Genomic DNA, 25222 nt, shown 5'->3' with positions numbered 1-25222 from the left:
GGCTTAAATGGTTTGCAGCCCATGTTGTTTTATTTTGTTGATCAGATCGCGATTAGACTGTAATACTTTTTTAAATTGCTGGATGTACTGGGCATTTTCTATAAACAACGCTTCCGCCTTCCTCAAATTTTTATCATATAGGCGCTTGCTATTGCCATGCGCGCTGCTATCTGCAGCCACGACATCTGTAGTGCTTTGCATACCATAATAGATATATTGATAGCTGGCCGATGGAAACATTTCCTCGCGCCGTATTTCATCGTGCACCCAGGGAGACTGCACTTTCCACAACGCTAACAATTCATGCAAGCTATCGGGAATAGTGCCCGCAAGACAGTTGTCGCGCCAGTATTCAGTATCGGTGCGTTTTGTTAGCACGTAATGCAACTTTAGAAAATCGACTATCTGTTTCCAGTGATGGTGTAGCGTATTATTGAATCGTTTAGCCACAATATCCATCGCACTACGATTAGCAGGAAACTGCTCAGCAATCATTTTTGCCGAGAGTTCGATTAATACCAGTGCGGTCGCTTCCAATGGCTCTATAAAACCGGCAGACAGACCAATTGCAACGCAGTTCTTATGCCAGAAAATATTGCGGTGCCCCGGATTAAATGAAATTTTCCTAACGGATAACTCTTCCGCCATTTTTTCACCCACCGTAGGGGCGATGTATTTACGTAACTCGCGCTCAGCAAGCTCATCAGTAGTATAGTTACTTGAAAAAACATGGCCTATGCCACGACGTGACTGCAAACCTATATCCCAAATCCATCCATGGGTTTGCGCCGTTGATAGCGTATGCGATGCTATAGCATCGGCTCCCTCTGCGTAAGGGATCTGAACAGCAAGGGCGGAGTCATTAAAAAGGACATTTTTTTGTGATAAAAATGGAATGTTGTAATGTTTTCCGAGCAGCAATGACGACAACCCTGTGCAGTCAATAAACAGATCACCAACAACCTTACCTTGGGTATCCGTATTTACCGATTGAATATCACCATTTTCATGAGAATTAATTGCGGTGACATTTGCACTGATGTAAGTAACACCTAATTTTTCTACGCAGTGCTTATGCAAAAATGGCGCAAATTTTCCTGCGTCCAAGTGATATCCGTAATTTAATACAGCAGCAAACTCTGCTGTGGTGATTTGTTTGGGTGCACAACCCAAATCGCACATGACTGCCTGTGGGCAAACTGCATTTGCAAAAGCAATTTTATCTTTAAAGGGCAACCAAAAAGGTGCCAGATTAATTTCATGGTATTTGGCCGGCAGCGTGAAAGGATGATAATAATCATCGTCTTTTGACAAACTCGTCCAGCGCGAAAATTTTGAGCCTTGTTTAAAACTGGCATCGCACTCGCGGAAAAAATCCGTTTCCGATATGCCCATTGATTGCAAAGTTGCGCGCATGGTAGGCCAAGTGCCTTCACCAACGCCAATAGGAGCGACATCAGGAGATTCTATGAGGCTTACATGAACATGAACCGGGCTTGACGCTGCAATAATGCCCGCCGCTAACCAACCTGCGGAGCCCCCGCCCACTATTACAACCCGGGTTATATGATCAGTCATAAACGCCCTATAAATTGCTAATCTTTTTTATTGGTAAGCAGCATATACAGAAATAAGACTAACGCAAACGGTTAAAAAAGCCGCTGTTCCCAGCGGCTTTTCCGGTTTTAACTCCAACTCCACATATTAGAAGCTGTAACGAACACCCAGGTTGTAACGAGCACCGGTTTCCCAGTAATTGCGCACCAGATTCTCATGACGACTGTATTGACGCATGGTTTCGTCAGTCAAATTCAACGCCTCTAAAGAGACCGTCAAATTATCAGTGAAGTCATAGCTCACGCTCGCATCCACTTGACCGTACTCTTCAGTGTAAACAGGGTTTGAACCCGCGCTGTCGCCAATGCTAGCCAGGAAGCTGTCACGCCAGTTGTATGCGATACGCACTTGCAAACCATCTTTATCATAGAAACCGATAAAGTTAGCCGAGTCGCTTAAACCAAAAATCGCAAACTGAGTCGCTTTTGACAGGTTATCGTACTCGGTATCGGAATCCACTTTAGTGGCGTTAGCCTGGAAGCCAAAACCAGACTCACCGAAGGTGTGCTGGAGAGCAAGTTCAACACCGTCTAACGATGCGTCTTTGTTGTTAACGGGGCTGTTAACTTCAAATGGCAAAATTGGATCTTCTGCTAATGCGAATATGTGACCCGTCGCCGGATTCACACTCGCAGGGTAGTTCTGCAGAATGTAATTCTGAATTGCAAGCAGATCAGTACCAACCGCTGCAACTGCCGCTTTCCATCTTGGACCATTCACTGGCGTATGGAAACCGCTGTTGGGCAGTGGCAATTTGTCAGTGCCAATAAAATCAACTACGTCTTTCTTGAATACCCCAAGAGACACATAGCTCGCATCTGCGTAGTACCATTCAGCAGAGATATCGTAGTTAGTTGACTCTAACGGATCCAAATCCGGGTTACCGGCTGAAGCTTCACCCATTGCAATACGTGGTGCAGTATTCCAAACAAACCCACCTTTGATGTCATTGTAGTTTGGACGCGCAATCGTTTTGCTGAAAGACGCACGAGCTTTAACGTCATCTGTCAATGCAATGTCGAAATCAACATTGGGCAATGTTTTGGAGTAATCGCCGTAAGTTGTCTCATCGTTGCTGCCTGATGGTAATAGCGCATACTCGTTACCACCATTCCAACGAATGTACGGAGTATAGGTAGACAGGTATGAAGACGACTCAACATCAGTCGTTTCATAACGTACACCTACGGCCAAGTTTGCTGGCATACCAGCAATATCTTGCTTGAAGCTCGCTTGTAAATAAGCAAAATCAGATGTTTCGATAGTTGATTGATCCGCAAAACCATCGTTTGCTTTGGTCGGATCATAAGATGTGCAATATGCTCTTGGGCAATCACCGCCATCTGTTCCATACAACTCGGCACCAATCGCCAACAAATCATTCCAGTTGCCGTGAATGAAATTGTTTTGGAATCCAGAGTTTCCAGTCGCACCGTTGTCAAAATATTTGGAGAACTGGTCAATCTTCCAATAAGAGGTGGGAATATCACCTATACCGTTGGCTCCCTGTACACCATTCCAACTACCTTGGTTTTGCGCTTGAACACCCAAGTTAAAGTAGTGGTTAGTGATTTCATTTGTACCGACACCCGCTTTGATGTTATCGATGAAACTATCATCAAATGTATAAGTGCCTTTCAACTGGTACTCGTCTACAGATGAGTCCTGTAGCTGCACACGGAATACGTTGTTAGTCAATTGCGCACGGGAAACATCCGGAATAGCCCCAGTGCGACCATCCTGATAACCCACATTGAGGATTGGGAAGTCACCAGTGAAGTCGACGTTGGCACGGTAGTTATCAAACACACCCATGTTAAAGGTGTTGCCGTTGCCCCACTTGCCATTTGGACCTGAGAATGAGGTCGAATTATGACCGTCAAATTCAACAGTCAAATTGTCAGTGGCATCCCATTTAGCATTCAAACCAGCTGACTTGAGGTTTGACTCGGCCAAATTGTAGTTCAAGGAGTTATCGAGTTCGTGCCAACCAGTATTTTCAGTGTAAGAAACTGGGTAAGCCGGGTTGGTATCACTCCACTCAACATCTACACCGCTTGCACGAGTGAACCACATCCCACTTGAAAAACGATTGGTTTCGGTTTCTTGCTGCACGTACAAGTAATCCGCCGTAACCGTCAATTGCTCAACAGGTTGATATTGCAGCGTAAACTGGCCATTTAAGCGCTTACGATTAACTTCGGTCACTGAATAACCAATGTTTACCGGAATCGCGTAAGCACGGTCACCGCTGGGTTTTTCACTATCCGGTACGCCAGCCCAGTCACCACCGTCTTTGGTGTGAGAGAACCATCCACCAACGTTGGCGTTACGGTCACCACTGTTACGCTCCTGATAACTACCAGTCAGGGCAATACCGATAGTGTCGTCGGCAAACGTATTGCTGAACAAACCAGATACTTCCGGAGTCAAGTCGTCTTCCATTACAGAAGACTCATCCTTTACTGCTTTAGCACCCACAACAGCCTTCAAGCCCGGGCTACTAAGCGGGCGAGGAGTCGTGATGTTAATTAATGCACCCATACCACCGGATTGCACATCAGCACGGCCGCTTTTGTAAACTTGTACACCTGAAATACCCTCAGAAGCCAAGTTTGCAAAATCAAATGAACGGCTGGTACCGAAAGATGAAGCCGGCATTTGACGGCTGTTCAGGGTTACCAGATTGTAGTCACCTGCCAAACCACGAACAGTTACTTTACTACCCTCACCGTTTACGCGGTCAATAGACACACCGGGAATACGTTGCAGGGATTCCGCGAGGTTGGCATCAGGCATCTTACCGATGTCTTCGGCAGAGATAGCATCTACTACGCCGACTGCCTCGCGCTTCACATCCATTGCACGCTGTAATGAGCCTTTAATACCGGTAACAACAACTTCTTCTACGCTACCGTCTTGTGCAAGTACTACGCCACTGAACCCGGCCAAAGCGTAGGTTGCGATAGCGCTCGCGATGATCTTCTTCTTAAAGTTGATTGGTCTTTGCATGAACTTATCCTCAAACCGTTTATTGTTATCGTAACCTGCTGTGCGGGATCACTCTCCTGGAGTAGATGTCCTGGGATTGCCGTATCCCTTAGCCAGTTACCATACTGGTCTTGCCTTTGTAGTAGGCTGGTCGCTTAAAGCTTCTCAGCCCATTACATAGTCACAAGTTCGCGTCAAACCAGCGTCCTAGTAAGGCACTAATGTTCAACATGGGAAGTTCAGTTAATTAAATTTATTTAAATCACCCTAAAACAGTCATAAAAATCAAGTAGTTAAAATAAAATTCAACGCCAATTTCACTAGTAAAAATTTGTAGCGAATTTACTCACATCCCAGTTTTACGACAGAGTTCTAACAAAAAATCCCTAGTTGTACGCCTAATTTTTAAACAATAAAAAACCCGGCAAGCCGGGTTTATCAGATATAAAAGATAATCTACTTCAACACGAGAGTGCGATTTACTCTAGCAAACTGCGCAGCATCCAAGCTGTTTTTTCGTGAAGCTGGATTCGCTGGGTTAGCAGATCAGCGGTGGCTTCATCACTAGCAGCTTCAACTGAGGGATATAGCGAGCGCGCTGTGCGCACCACTGCTTCTTGACCCTCTACTAGCAGACGGATCATGTCTTTAGCAGCAGGGACCCCATCTTCCTCTTTGATGCTGCTGAGTGCGGCGTATTGTTTATAGGTTCCAGGCGCAGGAAATCCTAAAGAGCGGATGCGCTCAGCCACCAAATCTACCGCCAGTGCCAATTCGTTGTATTGGGTTTCAAACATCAGGTGCAGTGTTTGGAACATAGGGCCGGTAACATTCCAATGGAAGTTGTGGGTTTTTAAATAGAGGGTGTAAGTATCAGCCAATAAACGTGACAACCCTTGGGCAATCTCCTCGCGATGTTGCTGGGAAATACCGATATCAATATTCATAAGCGGCTCCTTATTAACCTACTTGTTTATTAATAGTAACAACATGATTTGAAATGACTATAGATACGGATCAAACCCTCAGCCATTTGCTTTTGCCTATGGCGGGGATTGCAAAAAATGGTTCACCTTTGAATATACCCCATAAGCACCCAATCGCGGCCACGGGTGCGATAAGTATTGTAAGTACGGAGAATATCTTCAGGGCAGTGTGATGGGTTTTGCACAAAACCCAATGCAGCGTAAAAATCACCCAGGTGTGGAAGAGCAAAACAATAGCAGCGGCGCGGAGTCAAATCAGGCAAGAGTTTCAGCATTAACCAGGTTGCTATGCCCTGCCCGCGCCAATCGCTCGCGACCAACAAATTGCGCATCCAGTAATGCCCTGAACTTTGCGGTACCAAGCGAGCCGCAGCGATAAAGGCTCCATCTTTATCAGCCATAGCATAAACACGCTCATTCACACCGCATTTTACTTTGTAACCCTGGGCGCGATAGAAACGGTCAACCAGTGCGAAACGCTCTGACTCAACCGGTTGAAAAACACAGGATTTATCACCAGTAGATAGAAAAACGGAATCAATTACAGACATAAGGGAGTTTATTTTTTGTTGCTATCGGAATCATCCAAATTATCCAATGGAAATAAATTATCCGCCATCAAATCGTCAGACATACTCATCTCCGAACCCGACATATCTCCCATAGGTATATGTGCCGTCTGGTCATCCGAGACATCAATAGCCGTTTTTTTGGCCGCGTCTTTTTTCAAACTACCGGAATCCGTTGCAAGCGTTTTTTCAATTTCTGCCAATTCATCTTTATTGCCCTTGCCTGCGATCAGGCGATAGGCAACGTACCCCAGCACCAACACCAACAAATTGCCAATACCGATACTGATATACAGCAATAAATTATCCGACTCCTCTTCAGCTTCAGGCTCTTTTTCAGTTGCAGGATCCGCTGCAGCAGCGGGTTCGCTAGCTACCGATGAAGACGCCTCACTTACTGGTTGTTCAGCAGCAAGAACGCTTGCCTCATCCGGAAAATAGAATTGATCTGCTTTGATGGTTTCGGTCAGTGGGCTGCCATCAATTTGCATACCTTCAACTTGCAGCACAATGTCATAACGCGCTACCTGCACCGGCGTAAATGAGAACTCCCAGTGATCTTTACCAATCGTGTTTAGCTGCCGCTCCAGGTTATTGTCTTTGGAGTTTTTAATTACGGCAGTCACTTTGGTCTTGTCTACATCAACCGTTTCCAGATCAGCGGTTAGTGTGTACATGTAGGTCTTTTTACCATCAGCCTCATCTACGCGCTTTTCCAGCTTAAATGCTGAATCAGTAATATTGACGTGATGGACAAATTCGCGCTTGAAGGTTTTTCCATCGATCACGACAGTGACATCGTACTCCCCTTCATTGCCAAAACCGTTTAGGGAATGCTGGAAGATACCATCGGCAGACGCAGCGGTTGCCAAATCAATTTCCGTTACTTCATGGGAGGCTTGATTGGAAACCAATGCCTTACCGGTCAACAAATCCAGAAAATCTTTATTGGTAATCGTTTGACCATTCTCTTGAAACGAATAGGCAAGATCCAATGCCTGATTGGATTTAATGTTGCTTTTCAGAGGTGCAACAACTAGCTGTAAATTACTCACTACCGTAACGCGGCTATTGGGCGCCATATCAGTTTTGACTTTCCACTGACCGGGAACAGGCTGCTGCACAGTGATCAAGTCATATTTACTGGTGCGATACCAATTGACATTATTCTGCGGGTCGGTGCCGCTGTACTCTTTGCCATCAGGTGCAACAATAATTGTTGCAGGTACCTCGGCGCGACGAAAAATCAGCGCGGTAAATTCCTGAATGCTGGCATCTACCAGAAAACCATTTTCATCGAGCGGGACACGTTCAGCAGGAACAGCTTGATCAAATATTCGCAAAAAAGTACTCATCAACTCATCGGCAGTATCGGCAACTTCAAAAATACCGTCGGTGGCGATGGACAATTTCTTCATCAACTCCTGATCCGCATCTCCTGACAGCGCGATAGTGTGTATGCGGTAGTCAGAGGCTTTTAAGCGCGGTAACAATTCAGTCAGTACACGTTTGCGTTCATTTAAATTGACGACAGCTTCTTTGCTGATATCCACTACACCATCAGTCAATAAAATAATATTGCGGCGATAATCTTGCGCAGGCGTTGCGAAATCTTCAGTCGCTTTTTCAAGTGCTGCACCGATATTGGTAAACATGGCAACCGAATTAATCGTTGCCGCTTTTTGAGCACCTTCGCTGCGCCACTGTGGATCTACGACGCGGTGCGGCATCAACATATTGACCGACTGGCCAAAAGTCCACAGGCCTGCTTTGCTCGCGTCGGGCAAGAGCCGCACAATTAAATCTACCGCCGGTTTGCGCAAATTCTCCGGATCGGTTTTTTTCATACTGCCGGATATATCAATAATGACCCGAACATCAGCTGGGAGGGGTTTGGTCAGTTCATCCGCGGATGCCGTAGCGGCAACCCATAGCAGGCAGGACATTAATATACGAACAAGAAGTTGCATGAGAGTTCCCATAAATAATCGCTCTGCGCGCAAGCCGCTGAACCTGCAACTTTTTTGCGCTCATATCGCCATTAGTTATAGCAGCTCATCGCCAATTCGCCATTTTGGACAATCGGGACTTTTGTAAAAAGTGGTTCACCAAAAACCAAAAAGCCAGCGCTATGGCTGGCTTTTGATTGCACTAAACAAATTGAATAAGGCTTAACGGACGGCGCGGATCGGCTCTTCATGCAGCAACTCATCGCGCGCAATACGCTCCTCACGGCTTAAGTTACGGGTACTGGCGGTACGGCGGGTATTAGGGGAATAATCGTAATCGTCCTGCATTTCCGGATGCACATAACCTTTTGTAGATTGACCGTTGCGATAACCTTGTTCGCTTGATGCATGAGTTTTACTACGCGTTAGTAATTGATAGATCAATGAGAGAATCAAGGCACCAATCCAAAAACCCAGCATGAGTTTCAGCACGGGTTTGATAATGATAAAGCCGCCATCCAAATACCCAAACACGAGCGTATAAATCGCAGGTGCCATGGTCATGGTTTCTGCATCAATGGCATAAGGGGTGAATAAAATCACCATTACCGTAATAACAAAAAAATGCACCCAGGCGCGCCCTGCACGGCGAAACAGTAACCAGGTCGCTAGGCTGCAGCCAACTGCGCCGATCAGGTACATCATCCAGGCATATTGATAGTCAGTTATATTTTCCACAATCAAGTCTCCTTTCGGCCCATCATCTGTGACCGCGGTCGATTAATTAACCCAACGTACAACATGGTCTTCCAAATCATCCGGATCGACGGTGTTTTCATGCACAACACGACCACGCACGGATATACCGGCAGTGTGCACTGATTCAGGGTCACCCGAAATCAGTGGATGCCAATCAAACAGGGGAATCCCCTCAGCCACCAGGCGGTAGGCACAGGTTTCCGGCAACCAGTAAGTATCTTGCACGCTTGCAGGAGTCAGCACTGCGCAAGCTTCCACCAGACGCTGACGCTCAGTGTATTCCTGACAGCGGCAAGTGTCATGATCCAGATAGCGACAGGCGACTTTGGTGTAATACACATCGCCAGTGTCTTCATCTTCCAGTTTATGCAGGCAGCACTTGCCGCAGCCGTCGCAGAGGGATTCAAACTCCTCTGAAGACATCTGCGCAAGCGTCTTAGCCAGCCAAAAAACCTGTTGTGCCATTGTTGCCTATCCAAATAAATAACAAGAATGCCCGAATTAATGCCCCGACAATTTGGAATTAAGCGCGCGTAAACGCTCTGCTTCCGGGTCGCGCTCATTGCGCGGTGGCAACTGCAAATAGAAGCCCTTTTCCTCAAGACTTTCTGCCACCTTCTCTACACTTGCATGTGCCAGTTTTTTGCCGGGAGTTAACAGCAACACCATCGCTTGTTGTGGTTTACCAAACACTTTTAGCAGCTCTTCCGGCACCTTACTAAGGCCTTCTTCCTTTTTTACGTAGAGGTACATACCCTCTTCTTTTGGGCTGCGGTAAATTTCGCAAATAATTTTCATAAATAATAGACGTCGCTTTAGAGTGTTTCAGACTGCTGGGATTGTGTTTGGGCAACCTTAAGCAAACCTTCACCAATCAAGGTAAAGCGCCAGCCCATTAAACGCGCAGGCAATTGGTACGCACCACCCTGCATGCCGGAGCGCACTAGATATTCGTAATCTTTTTTACGGATCAACACTTCCGGTGGCAACTGCGCCTGCTCTGCGTATTCACGCACATAATTTTTTAGCGCTTTCATCAGCGGCCCTTCGCTCTGCGCCAGTGGCGGTTCGAGGCGCGCAGGCCAACTTGACTCATCAAGTTCAAGCGCGTCACGCACAATCTGTAAAATTATTTCAGCATCGTTTTTCAATGTCCGCGAAGGGATATCCGGCACCTTGGACAAATGCGCTATATCCTGAATTTTTTTGCGCGCGATTTCCCACAACGATGGCTCTTTGATTAAACGGTTGCGCGGCAAGTCGCGTGCGCGCGCTTCGCGTTCACGCCAAATACACAGCTGTTTTAATATCGCCAATTCTTGCGGGCGCAACTTCCAAGCGAAACCGACTTTTTGGTAGGCATCGCTATAATCTTCAAGTTTGCGTGCATTAGCCACCAAATCTGCACAATCGCTTTTTACCCATTCCAAACGCTCGCTGGTTTTAAGCAATTGCAGTAATTTTCCGTACACAATCAGCATATGCGCAACATCCAGAGCTGCGTATTTTAATTGTGCGACGCTGAGTGGGCGCTGCAACCAATCGGAGCGGGTTTCATCTTTGGGGATTTCAATGGTCAATAAATTTTTAACTAATCCCGAATAACCCAGACTAAATCCCAAACCGGCAAATGCAGCAGCAATTTGGGTATCAAACAAAGGAGCGGGCACAACACCCAACCAACGCTGAAACACTTCCAGATCTTCCGAGCAGGAGTGCAATACTTTAGTCACCGCAGTATCGAGCATTAGCTCGCGCAGCGGCGCAAGATTGCTGATCGTCAGTGGATCAATTAAATAACAACCTTTGCCGTCGCCAATTTGCAGTAAGCCAGCGATAGGATAAAACGTATCGCTGCGCATAAACTCGGTATCTACAGCAATCGCCGCTTGTTTACGCCATACAGCGCACAACTCGGCCAATTGATCGTCTTGATCAATCCAGATAGGTTCACTCGGAATCAACATTAAAATTACAGACTTCTGCGAGAGGAAAAAGCGTGAGCGAGTGTTCCGCCGTCAATAAATTCCAACTCGCCACCGAGCGGAACACCATGAGCAATACGCGAAACAGTCACATTAAGATTTTTAGCGCGCTCACTAATATAATAAGCTGTCGCCTCACCTTCTACGGTGGGATTAGTTGCAAGAATTACCTCGGTAATCGGTTCTTGTTGCAACAAATTAATTAATTGATCAACACCAATATCTTCTGGCCCTATGCCATCAATCGGCGATAAATGCCCGAGCAATACAAAATATTTTCCTTGATAAGTTCCAGCCTGTTCAATCGCCAATACATCACCCGGCGTTTCAACGACACAAAGCAAACTGTTGTCGCGGCGATTATTCGCGCAAATCCCGCAATGTGTTTGCTCTGTGAGCGTGCGGCAACGCTGGCAGCGGCCAACACCTTCAACAGCCTTGTGCAAGCTCTGCGCGAGACGCTCAGCACCCGCGCGGTCGCGCTCTAATAAATGCAGCGCCATCCGCTGTGCGGATTTGGGGCCAACACCAGGCAAGCAGCGCAGAGAAGCCATAAGATCGTCGATTAGCGGGCTGAACATTCAATTTCCAAATTTTGTAGGGGCGCCGCTGGCTGCGCCCAGATGTTTTTGCGGTTTTTCGGGCGCAGCAAGCAGCGCCCCTACGATGTAAAAACGAGCAACATCACAAGAATCAAAACGGCATTTTGAAATCCGGCGGAATTCCCATACCAGCAGTCATTTTTGCCATCTGATCGCGATTTTGTGTTTCGATTTTACGCACCGCATCATTCACGGCAGCCGCCAATAAATCTTCCAACATTTCTTTGTCTTCAGTCATCAGGCTTGCATCAATCTGCACGCGCTTTACATCGTGACGACCAGTCATCACTACACTCACCAAACCAGCGCCCGCAGAGCCTGTGACTTCAGCTTTCGCCAAATCTTCCTGCATTTTTTGCATATTGGCCTGCATTTCCTGGGCCTGCTTCATCAAATCGCCAAGACCTTTCATAGCATCCTCTTTCGTAAATTAACTAAATAGATTAGACAGGTTGAATAGTTTCTTCGCGCAGGGTCGCGCCAAATTGCGCAATTAGTTGCTGCACAATAGGATCATTTTTTATCGCGCTAATCGCATCCTGCAAACGCTCTTCGCGCAATCGGATTGCCATCATCGATGGCGTTTCTGCAGTGATCTCACCCAATTGAATATGCGCACGCACCGGCTCGACAAAATAATCGCTGAGTAAATCCGCGAGGCGCTTTTCGTGACTGGTGTCGTAAAGGGTGCTATTGGCTTTATCCAATACAAAATAAAAATCATTGCCCTGGCGATTGATCATCTGACAATTCGCCACAGTGCTTTGCAAAATGCCGGTTACGCCCAACCCCAAATAAATTTCTGTCCAATCGGCAGGGCTCGCCTGTTCGTAGGGTACCTTGCGCAGGGTTTTGGAGGCTGGAACTTTAATCGGCTCCGCAGGGGCTATTGCGGCGGGCACCGCTACTGAAACCGCCGCTGCTGCTACCGGCGGCTGAGCCGCCTCAGGCTTTTTTGGTTCGTTTACCTCGGGCACGGCAGTAGCCGGGGCTTCGTAATATGCAGGCGCCGGCTCGTATTCATCTTCTGCGGCGGGGACATAATCATCATCAGGCCCATTCCCGTAAGAGCCCTCGAATACAGGCGGCTCTGGACTTGTCGGTGCTGGCTGTATGACCGACGCAGAAGTGTCTACTACAGATAGGGACGTCATTACCGCCGGTACGGGGGCCGTTACGGAAAGCGGTGCAGCAACTGGAACAGCAGCGGGCGCAGCATTCGCGGCAACAACATTTGCCACGGCAACAGGCGCCAGGGCTGCGGGCTTAATCGGCGTCGTCGATTGCGGCAAAGCCTGCGTCGGAACCTCCATCACACCCTGAGGCTTAAATGCCAACATGCGCAGCAGAACCATTTCAAATCCGGCACGGGGATCGGGAGCTAAGGGTAAATCGCGACGACCTAATAACGCGGTTTGATAAAAGAGTTGTACATCTTCCGATGGTAATTGCTGCGCGAGTTGCATGATGCGCTCACGATCACCATGGCTATTATCCACCGCTTCAGGCAAGGCCTGTGCGATTGCAATGCGATGCAACACCGCCAACATTTCTGCCAGCGCACTGGCGTAATCCGGTGCTTGCTCGGACATGCGCTCCACTGCCGCCAACACCGCGCGGCCATCAAGCGAAGCCAGTGCATTGACAATATCGTAGACCGCCGTTTGGTCGATGGTGCCGAGCATGGTGCTAACTTCAGCTTCGGTAATTTTGCCTGAGCCGTAAGCAATAGCCTGATCAGTCAAGCTCATCGCATCGCGCATACTACCATCGGCGGCGCGGCCCAGATGCCAAAGCGCTGATTCTTCAAATGGCACCAATTCCTCGTTTAGCACAAATTTCAAATGCTGAACGATACGCTCGGGGTTCATATTTTTGAGATTAAATTGCAAGCAGCGCGACAAAATCGTCATGGGCAACTTTTGCGGGTCGGTCGTCGCCAACAAAAACTTCACGTGCGGTGGTGGTTCTTCGAGTGTTTTCAGCAAGGCGTTAAAGCTGCTATTGGAGAGCATGTGCACTTCGTCGATCAAGTACACCTTATAGCGGCCTCGGGTCGGCGCGTACTGGACATTTTCCAGCAGCTCGCGGGTATCTTCTACTTTGGTGCGCGAGGCCGCATCTACTTCGATCAAATCGACAAAACGGCCTTCGGCAATTTCGCGGCAACTGGAACATTGGCCGCAGGGTTCAGAGCTAACACCGGTTTCGCAGTTCAGGCACTTGGCCAAAATCCGTGCGATGGTGGTTTTACCCACACCGCGCGTACCAGTAAATAGATAGGCATGATGCAGACGATTGTGATCCAGTGCATTAATCAACGCCTGCAGGACATGCTCCTGCCCAACCATTTCGCGGAACACACGCGGGCGCCACTTGCGCGCCAGAACTTGATAGCTCATGCCGATTGCTGCTCTCTATTCAAAAGGGGGCGGATTGCCAAAAACAGGGCGCGATTATAGCGGCCAATGGCGGAAATAGACACCAACTCAAATCGATGAAAATCGGATGGAATCGCTATAGCCAGCAGTGTTTGAGGCACCCAGAGATGCAAAGGGAACCAGAAGGAAAACAATAGGAAAGAAAATTGGAGGTGACCTAACCAGCCACACCCCGGCACATAACTTACTGCTACCGTTGCTCCCTTCCGGGCCTGGCGGGGTTTACAGATCGTCATTGCGAGGGGACCGGCTAGATCACCATTGCAGCTTGCTAATAACATCACCCCAAGACAGAGGCGGCCAGCGCAAGAGGCGCGCATTATCATCACTTTGCATTGCCAATGCAAGGCGCAATTTTGTAGTTTTCGAGCAATAGGGCAAGAGCAATCGCTTGTTAATGAAAGATTTTATTGCTGTGGCGCCCATTGCAATTCCCTTTTTCGCCACGATCAACTAGGCTTCATGCAGTGTTTTTCTATGACAAAAAAACCACAACAAATCCATCCCCACCGTTCAGGAGTATTTCAATGGCAACAGTCACCCTCAAAGGAAACCCATTCAACACCAATGGCAATTTGCCCGCTGCAGGCAGCAAAGCGCCAGCGTTCAAACTGGTTAAGACAGATTTATCAGAGGTTTCCTCAGCGGATCTCGCTGGCAAACGTGTGGTACTGAATATTTTCCCCAGCGTTGACACTCCTACTTGTGCGCAATCTGTACGCACTTTCAATGCCCAGGCCAGCGCACTGGATAACACTGTAGTCGTTTGTGCATCGCAGGACTTGCCCTTTGCGCTCGCACGCTTCTGCGGTGCTGAAGGCTTGGATAAAGTCATCCCCGCCTCGGCGTTCCGCTCCAACTTCGCTGCTGATTACGGCGTAAAACTGGTTGACGGCCCGCTGACTGGCTTAACTGCACGCGCGGTTGTCGTGCTGGATACCGAAGGCAAAGTGTTGCACACCGAGCTGGTAAGTGAAGTAGCGCATGAACCTAATTACGATGCGGCACTAAAAGCACTGGCGTGATCGTCGTTACGCATTTTTATTGATCAATAACGCCAGCAACTATGCTGGCGTTGTTTTAATCACCCTATCGCCCAATCATAAAGCCCTGCCAAAAACTGCTATCAATAACTATTTTTTATTTCCAAACACTCTGAAAAATACCGCCCTTTTTTCTTGCCTGCCAATGCCCGTGCATAGACGATGCCTATACTCAAGCTCATAGACGCTAAAACGAGCGAGAAGCAATCTTACAAGGGAGAAAATGCAGGATGTCCTTTCAGGAAGAGCCCGGGAGTGCCAATCAACCGAGTTACATAAGGGAACTGTTGGACGCAGTGCCCGCAGGCATTATTGTCACCCATCAGGACGGCCGCATCAGCTACCTGAATGCAGAGGCCGAACGATTATTTGGTTACGCCCGCAATGAGTTAATCAATCAGAGCATTGATTTATTGCTCCCTGACCGCTTCAATCACAACCATGCACAGTTGCGTCAAAGCTACATCAACAACCCTTCTACACGTTACATGGGTGCGGGCCGTGATCTATATGGCAAACGTAAGGACAACAGTGAATTCCCTCTCGAAATAGGCCTGCGTTCGCTAACCGCCGATAATGAACAACTTATTGTTGCTACTATCGTCAACATCACCCGCCGAAAACAATTGGAAGAGCGGCTGGCAAAAGTCATTGACGCCTCCCCCTATGGACAGTTATTGGTTGATGAGAAGGGCATCATTCAATTAATCAATCCCAGCTTGCTACAGCTTTTTGGTTACAACAAAGAAGAATTGCTGGGTAAATCCATGGATATCCTATTACCCGAACGCTATCGGGCTGGCCATGAAAAATTGCGCTTGGGCTATGTACAAAAGCCCAGTTTACGCCCAATGGGACTCGGCCGGGATCTGACCGGACGCCACAAAAGCGGAACCGAAATTCCTATCGAAATTGGTTTAAGCCCGGTAGAAAGCGATGCAGGAAATTTAACGCTCGCGGTCGTCACCGATATTTCCGAGCGTAAACGGCTGGAGTTAAATCTCAAACAAGCTAATGCGCACCTTGAAGAATTTACCTACGTTGCCTCGCACGATTTGAAATCACCACTGCGCGGCATTAGCGATTTGGTGGAATGGATTAGTGAAGATTTGGGAGCAATCACACCCGAGCCCGTCGCTAAAAATATCGAGCGCATTAAGCTGCGCATTGGCCGGATGGAACGTTTAATTGATGATCTATTGTTGTACGCGCGCGCGGGCAAGCGCGCCAAGGAATCGGCAGCAGTTGATGTATATTCATTGATTGCTGACATTATTGAAATGCATCCCATTCCCGCTAACTTTCAAATCCTGCAAGACATCCGTATCAGCGAAATTTATGCTGCAAAAATTCCGTTGGAAACGGTATTGCGCAATTTATTTAACAATGCGTTAAAACACCACAGCGGCATCAACCCCACCATTACCATCAGCGCCGAAGCCAGTGGTAGCTATTGTTTATTCAAAGTGATCGATAATGGGCCTGGCATCCCTAAAGCAGCACAGGAGCGAGTATTTCGCCTTTTTCAAACGCTTGGCAACAATGAAACCAGTGGTAGCGGTATAGGTTTGGCGCTAGCCAAGCGTCTCACTGAAAGCCACGGTGGACAAATTGAACTAATCAGCACGAGTGATAATAAAGGCTGCAGCTTTCATGTGTGGTGGCCGCGATTTGCGAGGAAAGATATTGATGAATAGCCCGACCAAAGTGAATATTTTATTAGTAGATGACGATGATGTCGCCGCTGAATCTGTAGTACGTAGCCTGCGAAAGCACGCCATGGATTTTCCGGTGACACTTGCACGCGATGGCATTGAAGCGCTGGAAATATTGCGCCACACCCACCCTGATTTAAGCATTGAGAAGCCCTACTTAATATTGCTGGATCTCAATATGCCGCGCATGAATGGTTTTGAGTTCCTACAAGAAGCGCGCAGCGATAAAAATTTACACGATTCAATCATATTTGTACTAACTACATCAGATTTCGAATCCGACAAATCCCGCGCTTACCATGAAAATATTGCTGGCTACATGGTTAAATCTGCCGTCGGCCCACAATTCGCCAAGTTAGCTGCATTGCTGGACAATTACCGCAGCACAGTTTCGCTGCCCGCTTAATACCGTCGGCATGGAAAGAGGTAAAGGCAATGATGCTCGATAACATTTCAGATAAACCTATCAATATTCTACTGGTAGAAGATGATGATGTTGACCTTGAAAAAATACTTCGTTTATTGCATAAGGCCTTACTCAAATTAACCATAGTAGAAGCCTCTTCTGCTGCCGAAACCATGGAGCTTATCAATAATCAACAATTTGATTGTGCCATTCTCGATTACCAACTAAAAGATGCGATGGCTTCAGAATTAATAAGGAAAATCCAAAATCATAAAAGCGCACCAACTCCTATCATTATGATCAGCGGGAACAGCGATGAACGTGTTATTGCTGATCTGATGCGCGATGGTGTATTTGATTATTTACCCAAACGTCATTTGGATGCAGGACAGTTAACTGACACCTTGAGCGCAAGCCTGAAATGGGCAGAATCCGAACGTCTACTGAAAGAAGATCGTTTAAGGTTCAATCAACTCGCAGAGGGGTTGCCGCAATTGGCATGGACTTGTTTACCCGATGGGCGCTGCGACTTCTTAAATCGCCGTTGGTGTGACTACACAGGTATAAGTGAACAAGAGCAATTGGGTTATGGATGGCTCAATCAACTTCACCCGGATGATCGCGACCCCTTGCAACAAGCATGGACCAAAGCCGTTATTAGCGGCAATGAAATGTATACGATGTTTCGCATTCGCCGTTACGATGGCGAGTACCGATGGTTTGACACGCGCGCGGTTCCGCAAAAAAATGATAAAGGTGAAATTATTCGTTGGCTGGGTAGCAACACCGACATCACTGACATTGAATTAACACGACAAGCCCTTGCCAATAGCGAACAACTATTTCACACCGCTTTTGATTACGCTCCACTGGGCATGATGATGGTCAATCTGGATGGCACCACTATTCAAGCTAACCCGGCGCTGCGCCAACTGCTGGGTTACGAGAGCTCGCCCAATTCATCGGCTATGCCGGGGCTACTGGCATTAGTCCATCCGGAAGATTTGAGCAACACTCAGTTCCAATTAGAAAAATTACGCATTGAAAAACTGGCGTTTGCTCAATACGAAACACGCCTGCTCGCGGAAGACGGACATTCCGTCCCAGTATTGATTAGTTTGGCATTCATTAACAAAGTCGCCGGCGAACCCTGTTACCTGCTACAAGTTTATGACCTCTCCGAACGCAAACGCTACGAATTGCAATTAATTAAATTAGCACATTTTGATCCACTAACCGGGTTGGGCAATCGAGCCAAACTGCATGAGGAAATTGAATTTTTAATTCAAAAATCTCGCCGCAACTCTGCTCCCTTTGGTGTTCTTTTTGGCGACCTTGATCACTTTAAACAAATTAACGACGGCCTTGGGCATGAAGCTGGCGATCTACTATTAAAAACCGTAGCGCGCCGCCTACAAAAAGCATTACGCCATGAGGACAGTATTTGCCGATTGGGGGGTGATGAATTTGTCGTTCTCTTGCATGACGTCACCAAATTTGAAGCCGTCGTCACTGTGGCAGAAAAACTGATAAAAAAAATTAATAAACCCATTCGCCTCGGCAATAACAAAGTCCACGTGGGCATGAGTTTTGGTATTGCACTCTACCCCACCGATGGTGATGATGCCAAAACCCTGTTGCGCAATGCTGACAGCGCACTCTACGACGCTAAAGGCAAAGGGCGCGGCTGCTGTCAGTTGTACCGCAAAGAGCTTACTGAATATGTCCATAATCGTCTGCGGATGGACACTGATTTGCGCAAAGCAATTAACAACGACGAGTTTGAACTTTATTATCAGCCTATTATCAATTTGCAAACGCAGCAGATTGTATCGGCGGAAGCGCTGTTGCGCTGGCATCACCCGACACGCGGAATGATTCCACCCAACGACTTTATTCCCTATGCGCAAGAGAGCGGCCTGATTTCACCTATCGGTGAATGGGTGATTCAGCAAGCATGCAGACAAGCAGCTGAATGGCACAACAATGGCTTTCCACTATCAGTATCGATAAATGTCTCTGTCCGACAATTTGAGCAGCATAATTTATTGCAATTATTTTCCCAGGCACTAACGGAGACCAAGCTGACCGCAGAAAAATTGGTTATCGAGATTACCGAACAAATGTTTTTGGAAAATACCGAAAGCAACTTGAAACAAATCAGCGAACTTAAAAGTATTGGTATCAATATATCGCTGGATGATTTTGGAGTTGGCTATTCATCACTCAGCTATATAGTGCGCTTTGCGCCCCAGTACTTAAAAATTGACCGCTCATTTGTAAGCAGGATAGGTGAAGCTAAAGAACACGATGAAATGGTGAATGCAATTATCGGATTAAGTAAAATTATCCCGATGAAAATTGTGGGCGAAGGTATAGAAGAAGAAAGCCAGCGCGATTTTTTAGCCAGCCGCGGCTGCGATCTGGGCCAGGGTTATTTATTTTCGCGCCCACTACCACAAGATAAATTCATAGAATTATTGCGCAACCGCACTCGCTAATTAATTTGTACCACGCCTTGTAAATGATTAAGGCAATGCGCTTTTGCCAATTGCAAAAATTCCTGCACAAATGGCGACATCAAGTGTTCTTCACGAACCGCCGCATAGAGCGTCGGCCAAACACCTGCTTTTCCTGCCGAACGTACACTGATTAATCCTTGCGCTACATACTCGGCCAATACCCAATTAGGTAAAGCACACACACCACGGCCACTGGCAACCAACTGCACCATCATCAAGGTCAATTCCGACGTGCGCACCGCTTTGGGTTCAACACCAGCAGGTTCCAGAAATTGCTTGAACACATCCAGCCGATTGCGCGCAACCGGATAACTAATCAGCGTTTGGTCTGCTAAATCCTGCGGCTGCAAAAAAGTTTTTTCAATTAGTGTGTGATTATTCGCAAGCGCGATTTGCATTTCGTAACCAAATAGCGGCACATATTCGACGCCTTTAATAGGTTGCGGATCAGAGGTGATCACCAAATCAATATCGCCCTGCGCCAACGCAGGCAGTGGTTCAAAGGTAAATCCACCGGAAAAATCCAGCTCAATACCTGGCCACTGATTGCGGTAAATATCAATTGTCGGCATCAACCAGTTAAAACAACTGTGGCATTCAATCGCCATATATAAACGTCCCGCTTCACCGTGCACGAGTTTTTTGACATCGCGTTCGGCTTCGCTGACCTTGGCGATGACTTCATCGGCCAACATCAAAATACGCTTACCCGCCTCACTAAACCGCAATGGGCGGCTTTTGCGGATAAACAGCTCGCATTCCAAACGCGATTCCAATTCCTTGAGCTGGTGTGAAAGCGCAGATTGAGTGAGGAACAAACGCTCAGCCGCCTCCACCAAACTGCCCGTTTCCCGCAGTGCAATCAAGGTTTTCAGATGGCGGATTTCAATCATAGCGATGTGCTCCGTAGGTTGCTGGTCAGCTTGCGAACTGCAACGTTTGTCGATTGGGGTTCCTGTGGTTCGGCTAATTGGTCGTGTTGCGGTTCGCTCCTCAGTCTGCGCGACCCGCGACAACCCACACAAAAACATTAATATTATTCATGTTAAACCTGAAAATTACCAGTTTGATTCATATTAACCACTAAGAAACAATAGGTTCACTTGCCAGTGCATAAAGTTATACGAATCGAAAAGGGTAATTTCACATGACTCAAAACATCACCACCCATAATCTGGGTTTTCCCCGCATCGGCGGCGACCGTGAACTTAAGAAGGCACAAGAAGCCTACTGGCGCGGCGAGATAGACCAGGCGCAACTGGAGCACATCGGTCGCGAGCTGCGTAATATTCATTGGCAGTTGCAGGCCGATGCCGGTTTGGATCTTATCCCCACTGGCGATTTCGCCTGGTACGATCAGGTCCTGACCCTCTCGGCCACAATCGGTAATATCCCGGCGCGCCATCGTAAAACCGCAAAACCTGGCCACACACATGCGCATGATGACGACCAACACTGCTGCGCACATCTCAGCCATGATGTGAATGAATTTAACCCGGCACCTTGCCGTGATATCGATTTGGACACGTTGTTCCGTGTCGCTCGCGGCCGTGCGCCCACCGGTAATGCGACAACTGCTTCGGATATGACCAAATGGTTTGATACCAATTATCACTATCTGGTACCGGAATTTCACCAGAGCCAGCAATTTCAACTAAGTTGGACACAGATTATTGATGAGACTGCCGAAGCCATCGCTTTAGGTTACAAGGTAAAACCGGTAATTCTTGGGCCGCTCAGTTATTTATTCTTAGGAAAAGAAAAAGGCGCGGCGTTTGACCGTTTTGATTTGCTGGATAATCTCTTACCTGCTTATCAACAATTGCTCACTGCACTCTCGCAATCTGGGGCGACCTGGGTACAAGTTGATGAGCCCATTTTAGTATTAGATTTGCCCGAAAAATGGCAACGCGCGTTTGAATCGGTGTACAACCGTTTACAACACCACAAATTAAAAGTGCTGCTAGCCACCTATTTCGGTGCACTGGGTGAAAATTTATCAACTGCAGTCAACTTACCTGTTGCCGGATTGCACATAGATGTCGTGCGTGCACCGGAACAACTACTCGCAGTAGTTGATCGTTTACCTGCACATAAAATTCTGTCGGTCGGCGTCGTCGATGGCCGCAATATATGGCGCAATGATTTAGCGAAATCGCTCAATCTATTAAAACAAGCGCGAGAGCGTTTGGGTGATCGCTTGTGGGTCGCACCTTCATGTTCGCTGCTGCACTCACCGGTGAATTTGGAGCGTGAAGAAAAACTGCCGCAGGATATTAAAAGCTGGCTTGCATTTGCAAAACAAAAAGTGCAGGAAGTGGTCACCTTAAAAACACTACTGACACGTCCGTTTGACGCAATCGCACAGGAATTTTTGGCTGCCAGTGTAGCAGCGGCACACGCGCGCTTGAACTCCCCAAAAATTCACAACCCTGAAGTGCAAGCGCGCCTGAAAGCCATCAAGCCAGAACACACACAACGCAGTTCGGTATTTGCAGAGCGCATCGCCAAACAACAAGCAATTCTGCAATTACCTGCATTCCCTACCACCACCATTGGTTCCTTCCCGCAAACAGAACATATTCGCCAAACGCGTAGCGAGTTCAAGCAAGGAAAAATTAATTCTGTGGAATACGAAAACCGTATCCGTCAGGAAATTGCAGATTGCATTGCGAAACAGGAACAGTTGGATATTGATGTGCTCGTGCACGGTGAAGCCGAGCGCAACGACATGGTGGAATATTTTGGCGAGCAATTAAACGGCTACGTATTTACCCAATTTGGCTGGGTGCAAAGTTATGGTTCGCGCTGCGTAAAACCGCCGATTATTTTTGGCGATGTATCACGCCCAGCCCCCATCACTGTGAGCTGGGCGCGCTATGCACAATCGCTCAGTAAAAAACCGGTAAAAGGCATGCTCACCGGCCCTATCACTATGTTGTTCTGGTCATTTGTGCGCGACGACCAACCGCGCGCAACTACTGCGCTACAACTTGCATTAGCGCTACGCGATGAAGTTGTCGATTTGGAAAGCGCAGGAATCCGAGTCATCCAAATTGATGAACCGGCAATTCGCGAAGGTTTGCCGCTGCGCGAAAAAGATCGCAAGGAATATCTGGATTGGGCAGTTAAAGCCTTCCGTATTTCCGCCAGTGGCGTGCAGGATGAAACACAAATCCACACTCATATGTGCTACTCGGAATTCAATGACATCATAAAAGCGATTGCAGACATGGATGCGGATGTCATCACCATTGAAACCTCGCGTTCCGATGGCGAATTGCTGCAAGCGTTTGAGCAATTCAATTACCCGAATGATATTGGGCCGGGAGTTTACGATATTCACTCACCGAATATTCCCGACATTCAGGCGATGGTGAATTTACTGAAACGCGCCGCACGTGAAATCCCGGTAGAGCGTTTATGGGTGAATCCGGATTGCGGTTTAAAAACGCGCCGCTGGCCGGAAACTGAAGCAGCGCTGGCGCGCATGGTAGAAGCGGCAAAAATTTTGCGTGTGGAATACAACACTGGTGCATCTGCCAAAACCAACAAAACAGCAGAACTTGCTTAACACTTAACCCCTGCTCAAGGATGAGCCTTTTTATTTTTTTTGCTAACTTAAAACTGGCTCACCATTGCCAATGCAGACCTATACTCGCCTCACGCCCGCGATTGGGCACACCACCGACTAATCCAGTACCCTGCGATGGCGTGAAATAATTTTTATCCGATAAGTTTTTTATCGCGAATGCCAAGGTAGTTTTTGCATCTACCGCATAACGCACCTGAGTGTTGAAGTACCAATAAGAATCCAATGTTGCGCGCTGGCTACTGGTCAGTTGGTATTGGCGTTCGCCTTGATAAATTGCCGATAGATTCCAATTCCAGCGATCACGCTGATAATTCACACCTAATGAACCCAAGCTGTCGGCTTCACGAAAAAAAGCGTCGGGCAATTCATGAAATTTGCTTACATGACCACGTAGCATCCATTGAGAATTGAGCTGCCACTCAAATCGTGCCCCACTGCCATATATTTTTTGGCCGGCGCCATTGACATATGTTCGTGTCGCACCAACAAAACCTGTGCTAATCGGTTTTTCATATTGATTGTGGTTCAACGTCATTCCCAAGGTGAGCTGTTTCCAAGTACCAACCCACAGCAATTCGCTGGATTTAACCGTTTCACTTTCCAAATCGGGATTGCCTATTAAAAACTGGTTATTCTGTAAATCGGTTTCGCCAAACGTTGGCGCACGAAAAGCTTCACTGTAGAGCAATTTGAGCGTGTGATGCTCATCCAGTTGATGAACCACTCCAAGGCGCGGACTAACATGGGCTTCCAGAAATTCGTAATGATCATAACGAAGCCCGGCCGTTAAACGCGTATCATCGCGTAACTGATACAACCATTGCGTGTAAATCCCGGTCAAATCGCGCGACCGCTCCCGTCCCACAACAGTTTCACTGGTCAATTCGCCGTAGTAGTTCACCGGATATTCGCGCTGGACCCATTGCAGCAAATCGTAATTGTTGTAGGAGCGCGCCTTAATTTCGCGTTGATGTTGCCACTCCATCCCAAACTGCATGCTAAGCAGTGCGTTGATATCCAAATCGTTAGCGACATTAAACCGGTAAGCTTCGCTGGCCAAAACACCCTTGGTTAGCAGAGGTGCGTCGCTGGAAGGGGTACTGATTACACTCAATGCTCCGGCCGGCAAAAGAGTTCCCATCAATTCTTGCTGAGCTTTTTCATGGCTGAGCGCCAGATTTATTTTCCAGTTTTCGCTCGGATTTAACTGGTGATCAAAACGCAAATGCTTGAAAGTTTGCCAATAATTATTAAATCCATTGTTTATTTTTTCCAGCACATAAAAATCACTGGCTTCTTGCTCGGAATAAAACGCTTGTATGCGGCTATTGCGGTACTGGACATTCCAGTCTAACAACATTTCCCGGTGGGGATCACGCGTCGTCTGGGACCCAATTTGATACTGCTGTCCACTGTCCTGTGCCAAGCGCCCATAAAAGTGGGTTTGCCAATGACCTAGCTGGTAGGAGAGATTAATATCGGCATTACGCTTTTGATTTTCCCCCACCCCCAACGTCACCTGATTAACTTGTTTGCGGCTGGTGATGCTGATCACGCCGGTGAACGCCCCGGAACCATAAATCGCCGATGCGGGACCACGGATAATTTCCACCTGTTCGATATTGGCGATGGGGTAAAGATGTATAGCACCCTCGATACTGCCCGAACGGGGATCGGTAAACGCACGACCGTCCACCAGAAGCATAACCTCGCGCGACTGGCCACTTTGGCGACGGCCACGAATACTGAACGAATAGCTAAAAGGGCCATCGGCGGCGCGGCTGGTTTGGAAACCAGGCACCAGACTGAGAAGCTCATGCAAATAATCCAGACCCAATGCATCCAATTGGGAACGCGTAAAAACCGTGGTTGCTGAAGGTACTGTTTTAATTGACTCTGCGCGTAACGTTGATGAGGTGATATCGACTTGTAGCAACTGCTCCAGGTTCATATCCAGCAAGTTGCCCGGATTGGCCCAAACAGATTGAGTCACTAGCACAACACCCGACAACATCAGACGAATGACACGGAGCATTGCGGGG

At 47.6% G+C, this 25222-nt stretch carries 19 protein-coding genes and 1 other RNA gene; 5 read left to right on the top strand and 15 right to left on the bottom strand.

All coding sequences use genetic code 11. The annotated features are described in order from the left end of the window. Positions 1-3 precede the first annotated feature (3 nt). From J2X05_RS09990 to ffs, 13 genes are all read right to left on the bottom strand, one after another. Complete coding sequence (locus J2X05_RS09990) at positions 4-1578, bottom strand: tryptophan halogenase family protein (protein WP_310071994.1); 1575 nt, start codon at positions 1576-1578, stop codon at positions 4-6. Positions 1579-1704: 126 nt separating this feature from the next. Beyond that, complete coding sequence (locus tag J2X05_RS09985) at positions 1705-4629, bottom strand: TonB-dependent receptor (protein ID WP_310071992.1); 2925 nt, start codon at positions 4627-4629, stop codon at positions 1705-1707. Positions 4630-5087: 458 nt separating this feature from the next. After that, the gene (locus J2X05_RS09980; protein ID WP_310071991.1) at positions 5088-5555 is read right to left on the bottom strand and encodes a Dps family protein; all 468 of its coding nucleotides are present in this window, start codon (positions 5553-5555) and stop codon (positions 5088-5090) included. Positions 5556-5677: 122 nt separating this feature from the next. Beyond that, complete coding sequence (locus J2X05_RS09975; RefSeq protein ID WP_310071989.1) at positions 5678-6145, bottom strand: GNAT family N-acetyltransferase; 468 nt, start codon at positions 6143-6145, stop codon at positions 5678-5680. An 8-nt stretch (positions 6146-6153) separates the two neighbouring features. Beyond that, positions 6154-8133 carry a VWA domain-containing protein gene (locus J2X05_RS09970; protein ID WP_310071988.1) on the bottom strand — a complete coding sequence of 660 codons (1980 nt, stop codon included), beginning with the start codon at positions 8131-8133 and terminating at the stop codon, positions 6154-6156. 201 nt (positions 8134-8334) lie between these two features. Beyond that, positions 8335-8850, bottom strand: a complete 516-nt coding sequence (locus tag J2X05_RS09965; protein WP_310071986.1) for a hypothetical protein — start codon at positions 8848-8850, stop codon at positions 8335-8337. 42 nt (positions 8851-8892) lie between these two features. Next, the gene (locus tag J2X05_RS09960; RefSeq protein ID WP_310071982.1) at positions 8893-9336 is read right to left on the bottom strand and encodes a YcgN family cysteine cluster protein; all 444 of its coding nucleotides are present in this window, start codon (positions 9334-9336) and stop codon (positions 8893-8895) included. Positions 9337-9372: 36 nt separating this feature from the next. Continuing rightward, on the bottom strand, positions 9373-9669 hold the full coding sequence (locus J2X05_RS09955) for a YcgL domain-containing protein (RefSeq protein ID WP_310071980.1): 297 nt from the start codon (positions 9667-9669) through the stop codon (positions 9373-9375). A 17-nt stretch (positions 9670-9686) separates the two neighbouring features. Beyond that, on the bottom strand, positions 9687-10838 hold the full coding sequence (gene rnd, locus J2X05_RS09950) for a ribonuclease D (RefSeq protein WP_310071978.1): 1152 nt from the start codon (positions 10836-10838) through the stop codon (positions 9687-9689). 5 nt (positions 10839-10843) lie between these two features. Then, the gene (recR, locus tag J2X05_RS09945) at positions 10844-11437 is read right to left on the bottom strand and encodes a recombination mediator RecR (RefSeq protein ID WP_310071976.1); all 594 of its coding nucleotides are present in this window, start codon (positions 11435-11437) and stop codon (positions 10844-10846) included. A gap of 112 nt (positions 11438-11549) precedes the next feature. Next, positions 11550-11870, bottom strand: a complete 321-nt coding sequence (locus J2X05_RS09940; protein WP_310071974.1) for a YbaB/EbfC family nucleoid-associated protein — start codon at positions 11868-11870, stop codon at positions 11550-11552. A 31-nt stretch (positions 11871-11901) separates the two neighbouring features. Next, positions 11902-13860: a DNA polymerase III subunit gamma/tau gene (gene dnaX / locus J2X05_RS09935; protein ID WP_310071971.1), complete on the bottom strand. Its 1959-nt coding sequence runs from the start codon at positions 13858-13860 to the stop codon at positions 11902-11904. A gap of 195 nt (positions 13861-14055) precedes the next feature. Next, positions 14056-14151: signal recognition particle sRNA small type (gene ffs, locus J2X05_RS09930), an RNA gene on the bottom strand. Positions 14152-14426: 275 nt separating this feature from the next. Here ffs and tpx point away from each other — a divergent pair. From tpx to J2X05_RS09910, 4 genes are all read left to right on the top strand, one after another. Then, entirely contained in the window at positions 14427-14924 is a 498-nt protein-coding gene (gene tpx / locus J2X05_RS09925) for a thiol peroxidase (RefSeq protein ID WP_310071968.1), read from the top strand. Positions 14925-15172: 248 nt separating this feature from the next. After that, positions 15173-16639, top strand: a complete 1467-nt coding sequence (locus tag J2X05_RS09920; RefSeq protein ID WP_310071966.1) for a sensor histidine kinase — start codon at positions 15173-15175, stop codon at positions 16637-16639. After that, complete coding sequence (locus tag J2X05_RS09915; protein WP_310071965.1) at positions 16632-17063, top strand: response regulator; 432 nt, start codon at positions 16632-16634, stop codon at positions 17061-17063. Before J2X05_RS09920 ends, J2X05_RS09915 begins: the two co-directional genes overlap by 8 nt. Before the next feature lie 29 nt (positions 17064-17092). Continuing rightward, positions 17093-19564, top strand: coding sequence for a two-component system response regulator (locus tag J2X05_RS09910; protein WP_310071963.1), 2472 nt, complete (start codon positions 17093-17095; stop codon positions 19562-19564). Here the strand turns inward: J2X05_RS09910 and J2X05_RS09905 are convergent. Then, positions 19561-20478 (bottom strand): LysR family transcriptional regulator, encoded by a 918-nt coding sequence (locus tag J2X05_RS09905; protein WP_310071961.1) that lies wholly within the window; start codon positions 20476-20478, stop codon positions 19561-19563. The genes J2X05_RS09910 and J2X05_RS09905 overlap by 4 nt on opposite strands. 254 nt (positions 20479-20732) lie before the next feature. Here J2X05_RS09905 and metE point away from each other — a divergent pair, with 254 nt between their 5' ends. Then, positions 20733-23159 carry a 5-methyltetrahydropteroyltriglutamate--homocysteine S-methyltransferase gene (metE, locus tag J2X05_RS09900; RefSeq protein WP_310071958.1) on the top strand — a complete coding sequence of 809 codons (2427 nt, stop codon included), beginning with the start codon at positions 20733-20735 and terminating at the stop codon, positions 23157-23159. A 58-nt stretch (positions 23160-23217) separates the two neighbouring features. Here the strand turns inward: metE and J2X05_RS09895 are convergent, their stop codons facing one another. Beyond that, complete coding sequence (locus J2X05_RS09895; protein WP_310071957.1) at positions 23218-25215, bottom strand: TonB-dependent receptor plug domain-containing protein; 1998 nt, start codon at positions 25213-25215, stop codon at positions 23218-23220. Between the last annotated feature and the right edge of the window lie 7 nt (positions 25216-25222).

The sequence above is a fragment of the Cellvibrio fibrivorans genome (assembly GCF_031457055.1).
GTDB lineage: Bacteria > Pseudomonadota > Gammaproteobacteria > Pseudomonadales > Cellvibrionaceae > Cellvibrio > Cellvibrio fibrivorans.
This window is presented reverse-complemented; position numbering and strand designations above follow the sequence as displayed.